Genomic DNA, 17,478 nt, shown 5'->3' with positions numbered 1-17,478 from the left:
ATTTTGTATAATTATTTAATTTTTTATACAAATATTAAACTATACAGAGGCTATCCGCATGCTCTACTATTACGGTAAAAGGAGAGTGAGATCAGGTGACTGCAAGGGAAAGAATGCTGAAAGCAATTGCACTGGAAAAGCCCGATGTATTGCCCGTAACGACGCATCATGTGCTGCCTTATTTTTTGGAGCGGTCGGAAGGGGGAATATCGAAGCGGGAGTTCTTTGAACGGTATGGGCTTGACGAGATCGAATGGATCGCCGTACAAAAGCCGGACGAAGCAAGAGGGGAGGCCTGCGATCCCAAGCAGGGAGAGCTCGGTTTTTTAGAGCTTCCGGTCATCATATCCGATGAGTGGCGTGTATCACGTGAGGAATTGCCCGGAAAATATCAGACGGTCCGCTGCCGCGTCAGCACACCGAAAAAAGAGCTTTCGATGGTCCTGCAGTCGAACGCCTATACCACATGGATCACAGAGCCGATCATCAAAGAAAAAGAGGATATCGACGTGCTGGAGCGGTATCTGCCCATGCCGCTCATGGATGTGCAGGCGAGCCTTGACGCGCGCGAACGCATAGGGGACAGAGGGATCGTGCGCACACATATACCGGGTGCGGTCGATTTTTACGGACAGCCCGGCTGCTGGCAGGACGCCTGCACGATGTATGGTCCGCAGAAGCTGATCCTGCAGACGTTTGACGATCCGGGCTGGGTGCACGCGCTTTTGCGCATGATCCAGAGAAGAAAGAAAAATTATATTGCCAGCATGAAAGGGGCGGCGTGCGACCTTGTGGAGCTTGGGGGAGGAGACGGCTGTACAAGCGTGATCTCCCCTGCGATCTTCGACGAATTTGTCGCGCCGTACGACAAGGAGCTGATCGACGCGGCGCACAAGAGCGGACAGAGGATCGTCTATCATCTCTGCGGAAGCAAGATGGCGCTTCTTGAAAGCCTTGCCCACATGGGAATGGACGCGCTCGAGACGCTTACGCCTCCCGCGATGGGGGGAGACTGCCGCCTGCGCGAAGTAAAGGAAAGCTTAGGGGATAAGATGTGCCTGATCGGCGGCTTCGATCAGAACTATTTCTTTACGGAAGCATCGGAAGAAGAGACGCGTGCGGCAGTGCGGAAATGCTTTGCGGAGGCCGGGGAGGGCGGCGGCTATATCCTTGCGCCGTCGGATCACTTTTTTGAAGCGAAGAGCGGGCTGCTCGCGGCCTTTGCGCAGGAAGCGCACAGTATGGCATATACATGAAAGGGGAAGCGATGAACAGTACCAAGGAACAAAAGCTTGCACGGATACATGCCGCGGCCAGCCATCGGGAGGCTGACCGTATACCGGTCGGCGAGTCTTTTTGGACGGGATTTTTAAAAAAGCTGGACGCGTATCACGGACATTCCATAGACCCATACCGGCAGTTCGACCTCGATTACCTTATGGTGATTCCAAACATGGACCCTGCAATACGCCGGTTCGAGATACAAAAAGCAGGAAAGGAGGACATCCGTATCAAAACCGGCTTTGGGGCGACTCTGCTGCGCCGGGGCGATATTCCAATGCCGCATTATGAAGCATTTGCGGTAACAAGCGCGGCACAGCTGAAGGATTTTGCATTCGATCCTCCGCGCGATCCTCGGCGGCTGTACGGCGCGGGCGACGATCAGATCAACTGCGTCGGAGATACGCTGCTGCGCAGCATTCCCTGCTGGAACGCACGTCTTGACAGCTATTGCGATGATTTTCCCGTTTTCGGCGGGATATGCGAAGCCTATGAGTATGTATGGAGGATCACAGGAACGGAAAATGCATTGTGCTGGATGCTGACTGAGGAAAATGCGTTTGGGGATTTCGTTGAGTGCGTGGGAGATTTTCTGGTCGGGCTGACGGAATATCAGATCAGCGAGGCGCGCGGGCGGCTGGCGGGAGTCTGCATCTATGGAGACGTTGCCTATACGAACGGAATGCTGTTCTCACCGGAAAAGTGGCGGGAGCTGTTTGCACCTGTGACCAAGCGCCTGATCGATACGATCCATGCTGCGGGGCTGCTCGCTTACTACCACGGCTGCGGGAATGCCTATCCGATCTTTGATGATCTGGCGGCAATGGGGCTTGATTTTTATAATCCGCTCGAAGCAAAAGCAGGGCTCGACGTGGTGGAACTGAAAAAGGAATACGCCGGACGTATGGCTTTTGCAGGAAATATCGATGTGCGCGCGCTGGAAAGCGGAAACAGGAAGCAGATCAAAAAAGAGGTCCTCTATAAGCTTCAGGCCGGAGCAGGCGGCGGCTGGATGTGCGCGAGCGACCATTCCATTTCTTCTTTCGTAGAACCGCAGAGCTATGAATATATGGTTGAGCTGCTCCGCGAATACGGAAGCCTGCCGCTTGATACGGAACGGCTGAAAGCAGAGCTGGAAGCGCTTGAAAGGTAAGGAATAAGGGTATGGAGCGGAATGTGCGGCTGGAAAGATGGCTGACAAAAGAAGCGCGGCGGCTTGTGGACGGGTGCAGGGTATTGGCATTCGACGGCGTTACGCAATGCTATACGCCGGACGCGACGGGAAAATACGGCGGCTTGTGGATACGGGATTTCTATTTTTTGGCGGAAGCTGTGGAATTTTTCCAAAAGGACGGGATATATGAGGCGGTAAACGATGTTCCGAAATACCGCGGCGCGAAGGACTATGTGATCAGCGCGGCGCTGGTCCTTGCGGCGCTCCGGCAGAGCATGAAGTGGAAATAGACCGTTTTTTTATAAAGGAGCGGAGCGCTGCTTGAATTTAATCGGCATGTATAATTTTTTATAGCTTTTCTATAATATTCTCAATTGAGGGTACCGCTGCGGTGTACTACAATCAGAAATAAGAGGAACGGTTTTGTTCCGGTTTTCTAAATTCACAAAAAAATAAGGGAGGAAAGAAGAAAATGAAGAAGTTGCTTTGTCTTGTTGTTGCCGTTTTAATGGTTGCTGCATTGTTTGCAGCCTGTGCGCCGGCAGCAGAAACACCGGCTTCGGAAGCGCCTGCGGAGGGGAACGCAGCATCAGAAGCTCCGGCAGAGGAAAGCGAGGCCGCTGCGGGCGAGCCCGTAACGATCACATGGTCTGTATTCGAGACCAATAACTATACGCCGGAATTCTATCAGCATATCATCGATGCGTTTGAAGCGGATAATCCTGATATCAAGATCGAAAAGGTTCTGATGACGGGTGACAGCCGTATGCAGTTCCAGAAAACACAGCTTGCTGCCGGAACGTTCTCAGACGTAACGATGGAAGCGAACGACCTTGCGAACATTGAGGGCGTATACGCAGAAGTACCGGAAGAGCTGATCTCCCGGTTCGACGATGCGGCAGTTGTGGAATGCTTTGGACAGAAAACGCTGATACCGGCCGGTAAGCAGTACCGCGTACAGTGCTACTACAACAAAGACCAGTTTGCGGAGGCAGGGATCGCAGAACCTCCGAAAACATGGGACGAATTCGTGGAAGCATGCGATAAGCTCGTAGCGGCAGGAAAAACGCCTCTCATCTGCGGCGGCGCGAAAGACATCTGGGCGACGGGCCTTTATTGGACGTCGACTGCAAACATGGACGTTATGCAGGAATATCCGAATTTCAACAGAGACCTGCTGGACGGAAAAGTGAAATGGGCAAACCCGACGATTTCCGAGACGCTGAAAGCATGGCAGAGCCTCGTACAGGCGGGGTACTATCATGAAGGAAGCATGTCCTTCAGCTATACGCAGGCATCCGAAGAATTCCTGAACGGTGCGGCGGCCATGATGTTGGACGGCAGCTGGCTGGCGGTGCAGGAAGATGCGAAAGGAAATGAAAACCTCGGTTCGTTCATCATGCCGAGCCCGGGTGGGATCAACACCTATTGCACGGATATCCAGTATTGGGGCGTGAGCAACACCTCCGAAAACAAGGAGGCGGCATTCCGCTTTGTGGATTATGTTCTCGGCGGAAACCCGGAGATTTATGCTTACTACCTCCAAGCGGACGGCTACGGCTCCACGACGAAAGAGCCCGTCGAATATGAGAGAGGACCGATCATCACGGAATTCATCGCAAATTACGACGGAATGACGCTCGTTCCCGAGATCGTAAAGGTAAAGGGCGACGACGCGCTTCCGGCGGGAACGCAGGACTTCATCGACAAATCCACGCAGAGCATGTTCGCGGGCGCGGATGTAGACGCTGAGCTTGAAAAGTGGGACGCTGAGCTGGCAAGAATGCTGGAAGCGCAGGAAGCGAACGCTGAATAAAAAGAAGCTTGAAATAAGCGGTTCCGGGACATTGACCCCGGAACCGCTTTCAAGAAAAGGAGAGGAAAGGTAATGAGGAAAAAAGGAAAGACAATAAGACCGATGGCCCTAAAAGGAAATACGGTTTCATTTGGCTTTGCAGTTCCCGCGCTCGCGTTGTATACGGTTTTATTGATCGTACCGATTATCATTGCTTTCGGATTCAGCTTTACAAGCTGGAATGGGATAGCCACGACTACACCGAAATTTATCGGATTTGATAATTATGCGGCGATGTTTCAGGACGAGCGCCTCGGGAACGCGATCGGAGTTACGGTGACGATCACCGTAGTCGTGGTAGTCTGCGTGAATGTATTCGGCCTGCTTTTGGCGATGCTGCTGAATCACGCAGGAAAAATGACAAATGTATCGCGGAGCGTTTTCTTTGCTCCTTACGTGCTGAGCACGGTAGCGATCTCCTTTATCTGGCTGAGTATTCTGTCTTATACGGGAATTCTGAACAGTATCTTTGAAGCGCTTGGCTGGGAAGGCCTTATCAAAAACTATTTGGGAACGCAGCAGGAAGCGATAGCGAGTATTTGCGTCGTGGAGATCTGGAGAACGCTCGGATTCCACATGGTCATCTATCTCGCCGCACTGCAGACGGTTCCCGCGGACCTGTATGAAGCGTGTACGGTAGACGGCGGCGGCCGCTGGCACAAATTCCGCTATGTCACGCTTCCGCTCATCACACCGGGCATCACAATCAGCCTGCTGATGAGTATTATCAACGAATTGAGAATGTACGATATCGTCAAGGTGCTGACGGACGGCGGTCCGGGATATGCTACGGAGACGATTACCTATAACATTGTGACGCAGGCGTTCGGCAACAACATGCTGGGGTACTCCTCGGCGATCGCGGTGTTCCTGTTCGCGGTCATTGCGACGGTTGCGATCATACAAATTAAGGTAACGACGAAAAAGGAGGTGGAATACTGATGAGCAGCAACGAAAAACGGCTCAGAAAACGGATCAGCGGCTTTAGCATCACCACAAAGGTCATTATGCTCATAGCGACGGTAGTGGTGGCGATCCCGCTCTATATCGCGGTGGTGAACGCGTTTAAAACCAACGACGCGATCACGTCTGCGCCGCTCGCGCCTCCGCTGCAGCCAACGCTTGAGAATCTGGAATATGTTCTGACGAATCCGAACGTCAATATTGGGGAAATGTACTTCAATTCCGCGATGATCGCAGGCTTCGGAACGGTGGGCTGTATCCTTCTTTCTGCGATGGCGGCTTATTACCTTGCAAGGTCGCGCAGGAAAAGCTCAAAAAACCTTTATATGTATTTTCTGTTCGGGCTGATGGTGCCTTATGTCATCGTATATGTACCGCTCGTAACGATCTTCAAATACATGGGGCTTATGGGAAATCTCCCGACGCTGATTTTCGTCTTTATATCGGGCAGCATCTCCTTTTCGGTATTTATGTTCTATGGTTTTATCAAAACAGTACCAAAAGAGCTGGAGGAAGCCGCGGCAATAGACGGCGCGAGCCCGCTGCGGATATTTTGGACGATCATCTTCCCGCTGCTGAAGCCGTGCACGACCACAGTGGCGATCTTTATCGGGCTTTCGATGTGGAACGACTTCATGACGCCGCTCATCATCGGCAACGTAAAGACGATCACAGTCGGTATCTATACGGCGATCGGTCCGTACTCATCCGACTGGGGAACGGTATTTGCTTTCGTGCTCTGCGGCTCGGTCCCGATCATCGTGGCTTACCTGCTGGCACAAAAACAATTTATCAGCGGCCTTACTGCGGGCGCGCTCAAAGGATAAGGGAGAGTTACTATGGCTGGATTGGAATTAAAGCATATCGATAAAATTTATCCAAATACGGAAACAAAAAAGAAAAAACGGAAAAAGGGCGAGCCTGCCGCCGTAGAACCTGCGCAAAAGGAACTGAAAGCAGTATCGGATTTCAACCTTGAAATCAAGGACAAGGAATTTTTGGTGCTGGTCGGGCCGTCGGGCTGCGGCAAATCGACCACGCTGCGCATGATCGCAGGTCTTGAGGATATCACGGCGGGCGAGCTTTATATCGACGGACAGCTCGTCAACAATGTTGCCTCAAAGGACAGGGATATTGCGATGGTATTCCAGAGCTATGCTCTATATCCGCACATGACGGTGTTTGAGAACATGGCGTTCGCACTGAAGCTGCGCAAGGTGCCGAAGGATGAGATCAAAACGCGCGTGCTGGAAGCGGCGAAAATTCTGGAGCTTGAAGAATACCTCGGCAGAAAGCCGAAAGCGCTTTCGGGCGGGCAGCGCCAGCGCGTCGCGCTCGGGCGGGCGATCGTTCGTCAGCCAAAGGTGTTTTTGATGGATGAGCCGCTTTCCAACTTGGACGCGAAGCTGAGAGTCGCAATGCGCACGGAGATCGCGAAGCTGCACAAGCGGCTTGCAACGACGTTCATCTACGTTACGCACGACCAGACGGAAGCCATGACGATGGGCGACCGCATCGTTGTCATGAAAGACGGCGTGATCCAGCAGGTAGGAGATCCGAACGAGCTGTATCAGCAGCCAGCAAACCGGTTCGTGGCGGAATTTATCGGCAGCCCGCAGATGAATGTGTTCCCGGCAGCGATCGAAAGGACGGCAAACGAAACCTTTGCGCTGATCGGCGGCAAAAAAATCACGGTGAACGCGGAACGCGCCGCGAAGATCGATCTGCCGGAGGGCAAAAGCGAAGTATTCATCGGGATCCGTCCGGAGGATCTTTATGTGGAGGAAGAGAACCTCGTGAAGTATCCGGACAGCCAGATCGACGCGAACATAGAGGTCCGCGAGCCGCTCGGCTCGGATATCTATCTGTATATGACGGTGCCGGGTGTGGATAAGACGGTGACGGCAAGGGTGCTGCCCACTTATGACGGTAAAATGGACGAGACCGTGAAGCTTGCGCTCGATACGGAAAGAATGCATGTGTTCGACTGCGGGAGCGGCGCCAGCCTGATACGCGGATAGGAGAAACGATATGAAACGTTCTTATGTAAATGAGCTGATTCGAAAAACGGAAGCGGCTCTGTCGGAAAACAAGATCGCGCTCCCTGAATTTTCCCGCTTTGGCCTGAAGGAATGGGAGGCCTGCAGGAGCAGGATGGGAACGGTAAAAAAGACGATGCTGGGCTGGGATATCACAGACTATGGCCGCGGCGAATTTGAAAAGCTGGGCACTGTGCTGTTCACGATCCGCAACGGAGATCAAAGTGATGCGTCTGTCGGCACGCCCTATGCGGAAAAGCTGCTGTTTGTTCTCGATGGGCAGCGCCTGCCGCTGCACTGCCACCGTAAAAAAACGGAAGACATCATCAACAGGGGCGGCGGCGATATGTTCATGATCCTTTACGGCTCGGACGCAAACGGCGGAGTGGATCGTGAAAGCGACGTTACCCTCTATTGCGACGGCATGCCGAAAACGGTAAAAGCGGGAGAGCGGTTCATCGTGACGCGCGGAAACAGCGTAACGCTGACGCCCGGTATCTATCATATTTTCGGAGCGGAAGCCGGGCGCGGCGATCTGATCGCGTGGGAGGTCTCTTCCATCAACGACGACAACACGGACAATTATTTTGCGGAAGAGGTCAGCCGTTTCGCGGGAATTGAGGAGGACGAGCCTCCGCTGCGCATTCTTTGCAACGAATACGAAGCATTCCTGCCGGAATAATAGCCTGCCGGGATACAGGGACCGGCAAAGGCGGAAAAAGGATGTTGGCAATGCGGAGGACATCCTTTTTGCTATCGCCCATCCGGTATCTATACCTGCTTGGAAACGAATGCTGATCATTGGAACGAATCTATAATGATTGAAATTGACGCTCGAACTTTCGGATGAATAGGATAAAACTGTGCCCGGCGTCCGCCGTTCCCCTGTGGGCGTGCGTGAAAGCCGGCGGAAAAGGAGAAGAAAAATGAAGGCTGCTTATGTGAAAGCTCCATTTGAATTTGAAGTAAGAGATAGAAAGCTCCGCGAGCCCGGAGAAACGGAGATCGTGGTAGACATAAAGGCCTGCGGCCTGTGCGGACACGATTTGATCCTGTCCCGCTATGCTGCGGACAGAATGCAGCAGTTTGGGCACGAGGTGTCCGGCGTGGTCAGCAAGGTGGGCAGACTGGTAACGAATGTAAAGACAGGGGATAAGGTAGTCCTCGAAAGCGGAACGTTCGACCGTTTTTCCGCCAATTCGCGCAACGGACGGGTAGACCTCGACAATAAGGGGCCGAATTTCTGGATAAAAGGAGACGACAACATGGGCTTCGCAGAGCGTATGATCGCTCCGTGCGAATGCGCGGTACCGTTTGACGGACTCGATTTTGAGGAGACGAGCATCGTGGAGCCGCTCGGAGTAGCGCTCGATTTGTTCAAGACGGCGGATATCAAGATCATGAACGATGTTCTGGTCATAGGCCTTGGGCCTATCGGCCTGATGGCGGCGAAGATCGCGAAAGAAAGCGGTGCGCGCAAGGTATATGCGGCGGAACTTTCCGCCTGCAAGGCGCGTATCGGGATCGCAAAAAAGTGGGGGATCGATGAGATCATTCTTTCAGACCAGCAGAAAATAGAGGACTATCCGTTTGAAAAGGACGGGGTGGACCGCGTGCTTGTAACGGCCCCGCCCGCGACGATCCCGGCGGCGCTGTCCGTCTGCCGCATGGGCGGTATCGTTGCGTTCCTCGGTATCGACTACAGCCCGGCCGGCATGGTGACGATCGATTCGACGCTGGTGCATTCCAACACGCTCCAGCTCCGGGCGTCCAATGCATCTCCGGCGCTGTATTTCCCGGAATGCCTCGACATCATCAAATCCGGCATGGTCAGCACGAAAGACCTGATCACGCACCGGTTCCGTCTGGACGAGATCGGCACGGCGGTCAAAGCGTTTGACGAAGACAAAGAGCATGGCGTGAAAGCCATTCTGGTAAACGAATAAGGAGGACTGAAAATGGTACGTTACGGAGTGATCGGCTGCGGCAATATTTCCAAGTTCCATTTCCACGCGCTGAAAAAGCTCGGCGCGGCAGTCACCTATGCGGCGGATATCAATGAGGAAGCGGCGCGGGAGCGCTCGGCAGGCACGGGTGCGAAAATCACGGCGGACTACAATGAATTGATCGGGAGCCCGGATGTAGACGTTGTGGTGATCCTTGCAAACGGAAGCATTCACAAGGACGCGGCAATGAAAGCGATCGCGCGGGGAAAAGGCGTGATCTGCGAAAAGACGATGATGAACAACAGCGCAGACGCGGCGGAGGTTGCCCGCGCGGCACAGAAGGCGGGCGTGCTTTTTTTCACGTCCTATATGAAGCGCTTTTTCCCGGCGGCGGAAAAGGCAAAGGAGCTGATGGAAAAATTAGGACATGTTTTTTCCGCGACGGTACGCTCCTATCAGGCGTGGGGCAACTTCTATACGCCGGAGCACGGCTGGGACCTTGACGGAGTGCTCCGCGTTTACGGAGGTGCGATCGTCAAATGTGCGGCAAGCCACATGCTGGATATGACGCTGTATCTGCTCGGAAGGCCAAAAAGCGTTTATGCCAGCGTCGATTTCTATCCGGATACGAAGTTCGACCGCAAAGCGACGGCGCTGTTTGAATACGAGGACGGTATGGTCGCTTCCTTTGAAACGGCTGCACATCCGCTGAAGAAGATCGGCTATGAACGGAATTCGTGGGACGAATTTATCGAGATCAACGGAACGGACGGGCGAATGAAGCTTTCCACCGTTATGTGGGATCACCCGGAAAACAATGCGGCGCTCCTGACGTTTTATGACAACGAAACGGAAACCGAGACGGAATACCGGTTCGACGCGATGAACCCGTTCGATGCAGAGATCGCCTATTTCAACCATTGCTTTGAAACAGGAGAAAAGGGCGCGCCGAACGAAAAAGACGGCTTTGCGGTCGACGCGCTGATCGAAACGATCTTCCTGTCGGCAGAGCAAAAGAAAAGCATACCGGTCGATTGGAGAGGGATCGATGTCTGATTGGACGCCTAAAAAACGCATGCTTGCCGCATACAGGGGGCAGCCGCAGGACCGCAGGCCCGTTGCGCCGGAATTTTGGTATTATTATCCGGCAAAGGTGCTGGGGCTCAGTATGGTGGAATTCGAACGGGAGGTGCCGTTTTGGCAGTCGCTCCAAAAAACCTTCGTGAGATATGAATGCGAGGGCTGGGGGGCTGTATTTCCAAAAGTGCTGAATGAAGCGCAGCTGGCGGTGCGGTTCAAACGCGAAGCGGAAGGGCGCTATCTTGAGACAGTCACGCGGAAGTTCCATGGCAGGGAATTTACGCAGGTCAAGGAATTCAGCGATAGGGAACCGTCATGGCTGAAAAAGCACTGGGCGGAGGGGGAAAGCCCTCTTATGGCGGCGGAGATGCTGCTCGATGCGGACTATTCTCTCGATACGGCGGAGATGCTTCATGCCTATGAAACAGTAGGAGAAGCTTATCTTCTTGAGGTTTGGTTGGGAATGCCGTTCTTCGATTTTGTCGCGGATATCATGGGCTTTGAAAGCGCGGTGCTGTATTTTATGCAGGAGGATGAGAGCACGCTTAGGGCGCTGCGCGAACGTTATACGGAGTATCAATGCGGACTCGTGGATAAGCTCTGCAAAAGGACTCCGTATGAATCCTATGTGATCGGCTGCGGATATTCGTGCAATTCACTGATCGGCCCGAAGCTCTGGCGAACGTGGGATAAGCCGTATATTGCGGCAGTCGCAAAGGAGCTGCACAGGCACGGAAGACTGCTGCACATTCATTTTCACGGCAGATGCATGGAGACGATAGAAGATTTTGCGGAGATCGGGATAGACTGCGTATGCCCGTTTGAACGCGCGCCGGGCGGGGACGTCAATACGGCGGAGGAGCTTGCGCGCGTACGGGAAGCGCTAAATGGCCGCGTGACATTCAATGGGAATGTGCATACGGTAGAAACACTCATTTTCGGAACGCCGCAGCGTGTGCGGGAAGAGGTGCGGGAAGTGAAGCGCGCATTCGCAGGCAGCAACCGGCTGATCATCGGAACAGGCGATCAGGTTGGTTATGAAACGCCGGAAGAGAATATATGGGCGATGATAGACGAGGCGAAGAAATGACGGCGAAGGAACGCGCAAGAATTGCGATGGAGGGCGGAAAACCGGACGGGCTCCCCACGATGGAGATCGTATTCGAGCTGGAGCGCGAGCTTACGGGCAGGGCTTATGTTCTGGGGAAAGACCTTGAGCCGCTGCGGGGAAGCGAACGGGAACGCGCGCTCAACGAAAATGCGGAGCTGTATATCCGGTGTGCGAGAGAGCTTGGCTATTCATCCATCACGGTCCATCCTGCGCCTACGCCGTGGTATATTCCGGGCAACAATTATTATCCTACGCTTGAGGACGAGCTCCATGTCGTCCGGCGCATTTTCCGCGAGGCGGGAGACGAGCTCTATGTCGCGGCAGGGATCGACGGAACGTATGCTATTCCGGACGGCAGTGGATTTGAAGCGTTCGTTTGGGCGCTCGCCGACCGGCCCGGAGAAATGAAGCGCGAGGCGCGCAGCCGCGCAGAATGGGCGGCGGAGCAGATGAAACGCCTTATCGACGCGGGCGCAGAGATCATGTATTGCTGCTCGGACTATTGCTTCAATCAGGGGCCGTTCCTGTCTCCGGCGATGTTCGAGGAATTTATATTTCCCTATCTTGCCTATCAGACGGAGGAACTGAAAAAGGCGGGCGCTTACGTGATCAAGCATACGGACGGAAATATCCTACCGATACTGGAGATGCTGATCGCAGCGGGACCGCATGTGCTCCATTCGATCGATCCTGTTGCGGGTATGTCGATGCGCGAGGTCCGCAAAAAAGCGGACGGGCGGATCGCATTGATGGGAAATGTAGACAGTACAAAGCTTCAAACGGGGGATATTCCGGGCATCATGGAAAGCTGCCGGGCGGCGGTTGAGGGAAGCGAAGCGGGCGGAACCGTTTTTTCCACCTGCAATTCGGTTTTCAGCGGAATCGGGCTGGAGCATTACAGAGTCATGCTCGATTTTTGGAAACAACATAATAAGGGAGCGAAGCAATGAACAAACGGGAACGCATTATGGAGGCCATACGGCACCGGGAGGCAGACCGGGTGCCTAAGGGCGAGATCTGTATCGAAGCGGGGATAGCGAACAGGCTGCTGAAAAAAGAATATTCAAACGCCTATCAGGATTACGAGCGGGACAAGGCGGTACGCGAGCTGCTGAAAATCGATTTTATCAACATAGGCGACTGGCCGCAGGACTACCTCGGCAGGGACGAAAAGGGCAGGGAGCTGTACCGCAGCATTTACGGATATGAATTTGTGACGGCCGGGGCAAGCAAGCACATCGTCCGGCCTCCGGTCGAACGGATAGAAGACGCGGCACAGTACCGGGTGCCGGATATCTCGCGTGTTTCCGGCGAACTGGTACGGAAGTTCCGCGATACGACGGACTTGTTTGTTTTCGCGCAGATCGGCGGCCCGGTCAGCATGGTGAACGAAATGTTCGATATGACGGACTATATGATCTACAGCATGACGAACACGGCGGAGCTCGGTCTCATCGGCGAACGCGTCATGGAATTTGAGATCGCAAAGGCAAAATTGTTTTTGGATAACGGTGCAGATGCGATCCTGATCGCGGACGATATCGCGTTTAATTCCGGAACATTGCTCCCTCCGCGCATCATGGACGAGATCGTGTTCCCCCTGCACCGCGCGGCGGTGGAGGAGATCAAGCGCTGCTGCGACGTTCCCGTCTTTTTTCATTCGGACGGAGACCTGCGGAGCGTGATGGATACGATCGTGAAAAACGGGTTCGACGGCCTGCATTCCCTTCAGCCGTCGGCCGGTATGGATATTGGGGAGATCAAGCGGAATTACGGAGAGACGCTGTGTCTTGTCGGGAATATCGACCTCGACCATGTGATGACGTTCGCACCGCCGCAGGAGGTGGCGGATGTGGTACGCCGGACGATCGATATCGCCGCGCCGGGCGGGGGCTATATCCTCGCGACCTGCAATACGCTGATCGACGCGATCCCGGATGAAAATGCGCTTGCAATGTATGAAACAGCGCAGGAGTACGGGAGCTATCAATAAATTTTTATCAATAGGCAAGCAAAGGAGAAAGAAGATGAAAAACGAAACGTATGATGTCGTGGTAGCGGGCAGCATCTGTATCGATATGACGCCGGAGTTTAAAAAGCTGCAGGAAAAGACGATGCAGGAAATTTTTATTCCCGGTAAAAATAAGGCGATGAATAAGATGGTCATCTCCACGGGAGGCCCGGTCTCGAATACGGGGCTCGGCCTCATCAGGCTGGGGGTTCCGACCAAGCTGATGGGAAAGGTAGGAGACGACTTTCTCGGCAAGGGCGTTCTATCCTTGCTTGAGGAATACGATGCTGCGGACAGCATGACGGTCGTGCCGGGGGAGGAGACCTCCTATACGGTCGTGATCGTTCCGGAGGGCTTTGACCGCATTTTTCTGCACGCAGCAGGAGCAAACGACACCTTTACCTCAGACGATATCGATTATGACATCGTGAAACGGGCGCGGGTGTTCCACATGGGCTATCCGACGACGATGAAGAAGATGTATGAAAACGATGGGGAAGAATTGATCCGCACCTATCGGCGCGTCAAGGAGCTGGGCGTCACCACCTCCCTCGATATGTCCTTGCCGGATCCGAACGCGGAAAACGGAAAGATGGACTGGGATTCGGTGCTGAAGCGTCTGTTGCCTTATGTGGATATTTATCTGCCAAGCGCGGAGGAGACGATGTATATGATCGCGCGCGGCGAATTCAACAGGCTGAAAGAAACTGCGGGCACACATGATATGCTCGAGAATCTGGATATCAACGTCATCAGCCGTCTCGGACAGCAGCTTCTTTCCTATGGAGCGAAGATCGTCGCCTTAAAATGCGGCGTAAAAGGGTTCTATCTTGCGACCGCCGGAAAGGAAACGCTTGCCAAAATGGGGACGGCCGTACCAGAGCAGCTCGACAACTGGGCGGACCGCGAGCTGCATGAGCCAAGCTTCAAGGTGAAGGTAATGGCGGCTACGGGCTCCGGCGACAGCTCGATCGCGGGCTTCTATGCCTCTTACCTGCGCGGACAGACGATAGAGGAGGCGATCAAAACGGCCTGCTGCACGGGCGGGCAGAACGTACAGGTGATGGACGCCGTATCCGGTATCAAAACGTTTGAGGAAACGGAACGCCTGATGCACGAGTGGGAGAAAAACGACCTTGCCGTGACGGGCGATTATTGGACCTATCTGCCCGACCGGCAGGTATGGGCCGGAAAGAAGGATAGACTGCATGAGTAAAAAAGGATATGTGATCCCGCATACGCATTGGGACAGGGAATGGCGGTATGCTCTGTGGGAGAGCCGCGTCAATCTGGCGAACATGATGGACGAGCTCATCGGAATATTGGAAAATCAGGAGGAGTATAAATGCTTCCTGCTTGACGGACAGTTCGTTCCCATTAAGGACTATCTTTTCCTGCGGCCGGAAAATGAAGCGCGGCTGAAAAAGCTGGTCGCGGACGGGCGTATTCGCATCGGCCCGTGGTACACGCTGCCCGACCTATACCCGGTGAGCGGCGAGAGTATCGTACGCAATCTACTGCGCGGACGAAAGGAATGCGAAGCGTTCGGCGGCATCCTTTCAGTCGGCTATGAATCATTCGGATGGGGGCAGCCCAGCCAATTCCCGCAAATATACAAAGGCTTTGGAATCGATACGGTGATCGTCGCAAAAAAGGTAGATTCCTCCCGCGCCAAGAACTGCGAATTTGCATGGGTGGGAAAGGACGGAACGACTGTGCTTGCAACGCGGCTCGGACAGGAGGCGCGCGCGAACTTCTTTATGCACAGCTATATGCGCATCATGAGCGGAAAGGAATATAAATCGGACGAATTCCGTTTCGATTACGATGCGGGCGACCTCGTATACCATACGGCGGATATCCCCGAATATGAGCAGGATTACCACCGCATTACCGATTCCCAGAAGATCCATACCGAAAATCTGCGGGAGATCGCCCTGAAATCGTGGCATGCGATGGACGAAACGCTTTTGCCGGACGACCGCGCCATGATGGACGGATCCGATCATACTTATGCGCAGCCGAAAATCGTAGAGGTGCTGCGGCATATCAACAAGGCGGTAGAGGAGGACGGGATCGTTTTTGCGATGTCGGATATAGAAGAATACGCGGCGCTTTTGAAGGAAAAGCTGCCGCTCGATACGCTCCCTAAGGTATACGGAGAGCTGCGTGACGGCCCGCCGCAGGGCGTGACGGGAAACGCTCTGATGACGCGGCCGATGCTCAAGCGGAAAAACCGGAAGGTGCAGAACGCTCTGATGGATACGGCGGAACCCCTTGCGGTCGCGGGCATGCTGACGGGGCAGGCCTATCCGTCCATTTATCTCGATACGGCAATGGACTATCTTCTGCTTTCCCATTCGCACGACTGCATCAACGGCGTAACACAGGATAAAACGGTAAACGACGTGATGTACCGGCTCGATCAGGCGGGAGAGATAGCGGACGTCGTCACACAGGAATCGGTCAAGCATATTCTGAAGAATATCGACGGCGGCGCGTTTGGAAAAAGCGACGCGCTCCTTTTGGTCGTAAATCCGCTTCCCTTTCCGCGCCGGGAGATTGTGGAAGCATACGTCGATCTTCCGCGGGAGGAGGACATCTGGAGCTTCGATATTCTGGACGCGGACGGAAACAGTATGAATGTTCAGCAGCTTGCGCGCGACGAACGGGTCATTCCGGTCGTGAGCCTTACCTCGCGTCCGGAGCCGTTTTATGTGGACCGCCACAGAGTGCAGTTTGAATCAGGGCTGCTTCCTTCCGGCGGCTATAAGGTGTTCCGCGTCGTGAAAAAGAGCACGCTTCCAAGAAAGACGGAGGCATGGGCGCCGTCGCGCAAAACGCTCGGAAAAGAGATCGCAGTCTCTCCGCTTCGGCTGGAGAACGAATTTCTGCGCGCGGATATCCTCGGCGACGGCAGCGTCCGGCTGCTCGATAAAAAAACGGGGCAGGAATATGGCCCTCTCAACTATTTTGAAGATACGGGCGACGTTGGAGATTACTGGATCTATTATCCACCCTATCAAAACAAGACCTTTACGACAAAGGGAATGACGGCGGAGCTCGCGCTTGAAGAAAATACGGAGCTTCAGGCGACGGTCATGGCAAAGCTCAAATGGGAGCTGCCTGCATTTGCAGACCGTCCGCGCAATTACGTGCGCGGACGCAGTGCACGCTCGGAGCAGACGGATATCGAAACGCTTTACGTCCGTTATACGCTGCGCAAAGGAGAAAATATGCTGCGCGTGCATACGGAGCTCGACAATAAGATTTCCGACCATCGCATGGCGGTGCAGTTTGAAACGGGTGTAAGTCCCCAAAAAGCGGATGCACAGGGACATTTCTGCGTTGACCAGAGAGACGTGCTGCCGCTTCGGGACGAGGATGGCCGCTGGTATAACGAAATGACGACACAGCCCATGCAGGATTTTGTAAGCGTAGCGGAAAACGGACGGGGCTTTGCCGTTGTAACGGATTGCCTTAGCGAATATGACGCGTCGAAGCCGGGCCTGCTCTCCTGTACGCTGATGCGCGGAATGAAAAATATCCTTTGCACGGAGTTCCGCAGCTTTTCTGAATATAATACGCAGGACGGCGGACAGTCGCACGGCAGACTGACCTACGATTATGCGCTCCTGCCGCATGTGGGAGAGACGCTTCCTCTGATGGAAACGGCAAAGCGGTTCAATATTCCGGCCAAAACGATACAGTTCACGGCCTGCACAAAGACGGGCGGCACACTTCCCGCAGAGCAAAGCTTCTATTCCGTTGAGGGCGCATCGGTCTCGGCGATCAAAAAGGCGGAGCATTCTGAAAACATCGTTATACGCTTGTTCAATGCGGACGAAAAAGCACACGAGGCAAGGATACGGCTGATACAACCGGTACGGAAAGCCTACAGGACCGATTTGGCGGAGCAGCGGAGCGGCGAAGCTGAGGTGCGCGGCGGCGCGGTGGTCGTGGAGATCGGTGCAAATAAGATCGTGACGCTGGAGCTTGAGGTGTGATAGCCGGATGG

The 17,478-nt window shown here is 54.1% G+C and carries 15 protein-coding genes; all 15 read left to right on the top strand.

The features are described 5' to 3' along the window. Positions 1 to 95: 95 nt before the first annotated feature. Positions 96 to 1,256 carry a uroporphyrinogen decarboxylase family protein gene (locus PUP29_RS06850; RefSeq protein WP_353422795.1) on the top strand — a complete coding sequence of 387 codons (1,161 nt, stop codon included), beginning with the start codon at positions 96 to 98 and terminating at the stop codon, positions 1,254 to 1,256. A gap of 11 nt (positions 1,257 to 1,267) precedes the next feature. Further along, entirely contained in the window at positions 1,268 to 2,434 is a 1,167-nt protein-coding gene (locus tag PUP29_RS06845; protein WP_353422793.1) for a uroporphyrinogen decarboxylase family protein, read from the top strand. Positions 2,435 to 2,445: 11 nt separating this feature from the next. After that, entirely contained in the window at positions 2,446 to 2,745 is a 300-nt protein-coding gene (locus PUP29_RS06840) for a hypothetical protein (RefSeq protein ID WP_079546604.1), read from the top strand. A gap of 182 nt (positions 2,746 to 2,927) precedes the next feature. Further along, entirely contained in the window at positions 2,928 to 4,271 is a 1,344-nt protein-coding gene (locus PUP29_RS06835; RefSeq protein ID WP_079546605.1) for an ABC transporter substrate-binding protein, read from the top strand. A gap of 72 nt (positions 4,272 to 4,343) precedes the next feature. Beyond that, entirely contained in the window at positions 4,344 to 5,252 is a 909-nt protein-coding gene (locus PUP29_RS06830; protein ID WP_353422792.1) for a carbohydrate ABC transporter permease, read from the top strand. Then, the gene (locus PUP29_RS06825; RefSeq protein ID WP_079546606.1) at positions 5,252 to 6,100 is read left to right on the top strand and encodes a carbohydrate ABC transporter permease; all 849 of its coding nucleotides are present in this window, start codon (positions 5,252 to 5,254) and stop codon (positions 6,098 to 6,100) included. Before PUP29_RS06830 ends, PUP29_RS06825 begins: the two co-directional genes overlap by 1 nt. A 12-nt stretch (positions 6,101 to 6,112) precedes the next feature. After that, positions 6,113 to 7,294, top strand: a complete 1,182-nt coding sequence (locus PUP29_RS06820) for an ABC transporter ATP-binding protein (RefSeq protein ID WP_079546607.1) — start codon at positions 6,113 to 6,115, stop codon at positions 7,292 to 7,294. 10 nt (positions 7,295 to 7,304) lie between these two features. Next, a complete protein-coding gene (locus tag PUP29_RS06815; RefSeq protein WP_079546608.1) occupies positions 7,305 to 7,994 on the top strand; it encodes a D-lyxose/D-mannose family sugar isomerase in 690 nt (229 codons plus the stop codon). Between the two features lie 244 nt (positions 7,995 to 8,238). After that, positions 8,239 to 9,258 carry a zinc-dependent alcohol dehydrogenase gene (locus tag PUP29_RS06810; RefSeq protein WP_079546609.1) on the top strand — a complete coding sequence of 340 codons (1,020 nt, stop codon included), beginning with the start codon at positions 8,239 to 8,241 and terminating at the stop codon, positions 9,256 to 9,258. A gap of 12 nt (positions 9,259 to 9,270) precedes the next feature. Then, entirely contained in the window at positions 9,271 to 10,314 is a 1,044-nt protein-coding gene (locus PUP29_RS06805) for a Gfo/Idh/MocA family protein (protein WP_079546610.1), read from the top strand. Beyond that, positions 10,307 to 11,428 carry a uroporphyrinogen decarboxylase family protein gene (locus PUP29_RS06800; RefSeq protein WP_079546611.1) on the top strand — a complete coding sequence of 374 codons (1,122 nt, stop codon included), beginning with the start codon at positions 10,307 to 10,309 and terminating at the stop codon, positions 11,426 to 11,428. The genes PUP29_RS06805 and PUP29_RS06800 overlap by 8 nt, the downstream gene beginning before the upstream one ends. Then, entirely contained in the window at positions 11,398 to 12,399 is a 1,002-nt protein-coding gene (locus tag PUP29_RS06795; RefSeq protein ID WP_353422791.1) for a uroporphyrinogen decarboxylase family protein, read from the top strand. The genes PUP29_RS06800 and PUP29_RS06795 overlap by 31 nt, the downstream gene beginning before the upstream one ends. Then, positions 12,396 to 13,442: a uroporphyrinogen decarboxylase family protein gene (locus PUP29_RS06790; RefSeq protein WP_079546613.1), complete on the top strand. Its 1,047-nt coding sequence runs from the start codon at positions 12,396 to 12,398 to the stop codon at positions 13,440 to 13,442. Before PUP29_RS06795 ends, PUP29_RS06790 begins: the two co-directional genes overlap by 4 nt. Before the next feature lie 34 nt (positions 13,443 to 13,476). After that, entirely contained in the window at positions 13,477 to 14,676 is a 1,200-nt protein-coding gene (locus PUP29_RS06785; protein ID WP_353422789.1) for a carbohydrate kinase family protein, read from the top strand. Beyond that, positions 14,669 to 17,467 carry a glycoside hydrolase family 38 C-terminal domain-containing protein gene (locus PUP29_RS06780; protein ID WP_079546615.1) on the top strand — a complete coding sequence of 933 codons (2,799 nt, stop codon included), beginning with the start codon at positions 14,669 to 14,671 and terminating at the stop codon, positions 17,465 to 17,467. Before PUP29_RS06785 ends, PUP29_RS06780 begins: the two co-directional genes overlap by 8 nt. Positions 17,468 to 17,478 lie beyond the last annotated feature (11 nt).

Source organism: Christensenella massiliensis (genome assembly GCF_040409835.1).
Lineage (GTDB): Bacteria > Bacillota > Clostridia > Christensenellales > Christensenellaceae > Christensenella > Christensenella massiliensis.
Note: the sequence above shows the minus strand (reverse complement) of the source record. Positions and strands in the feature narration are given on the sequence as shown.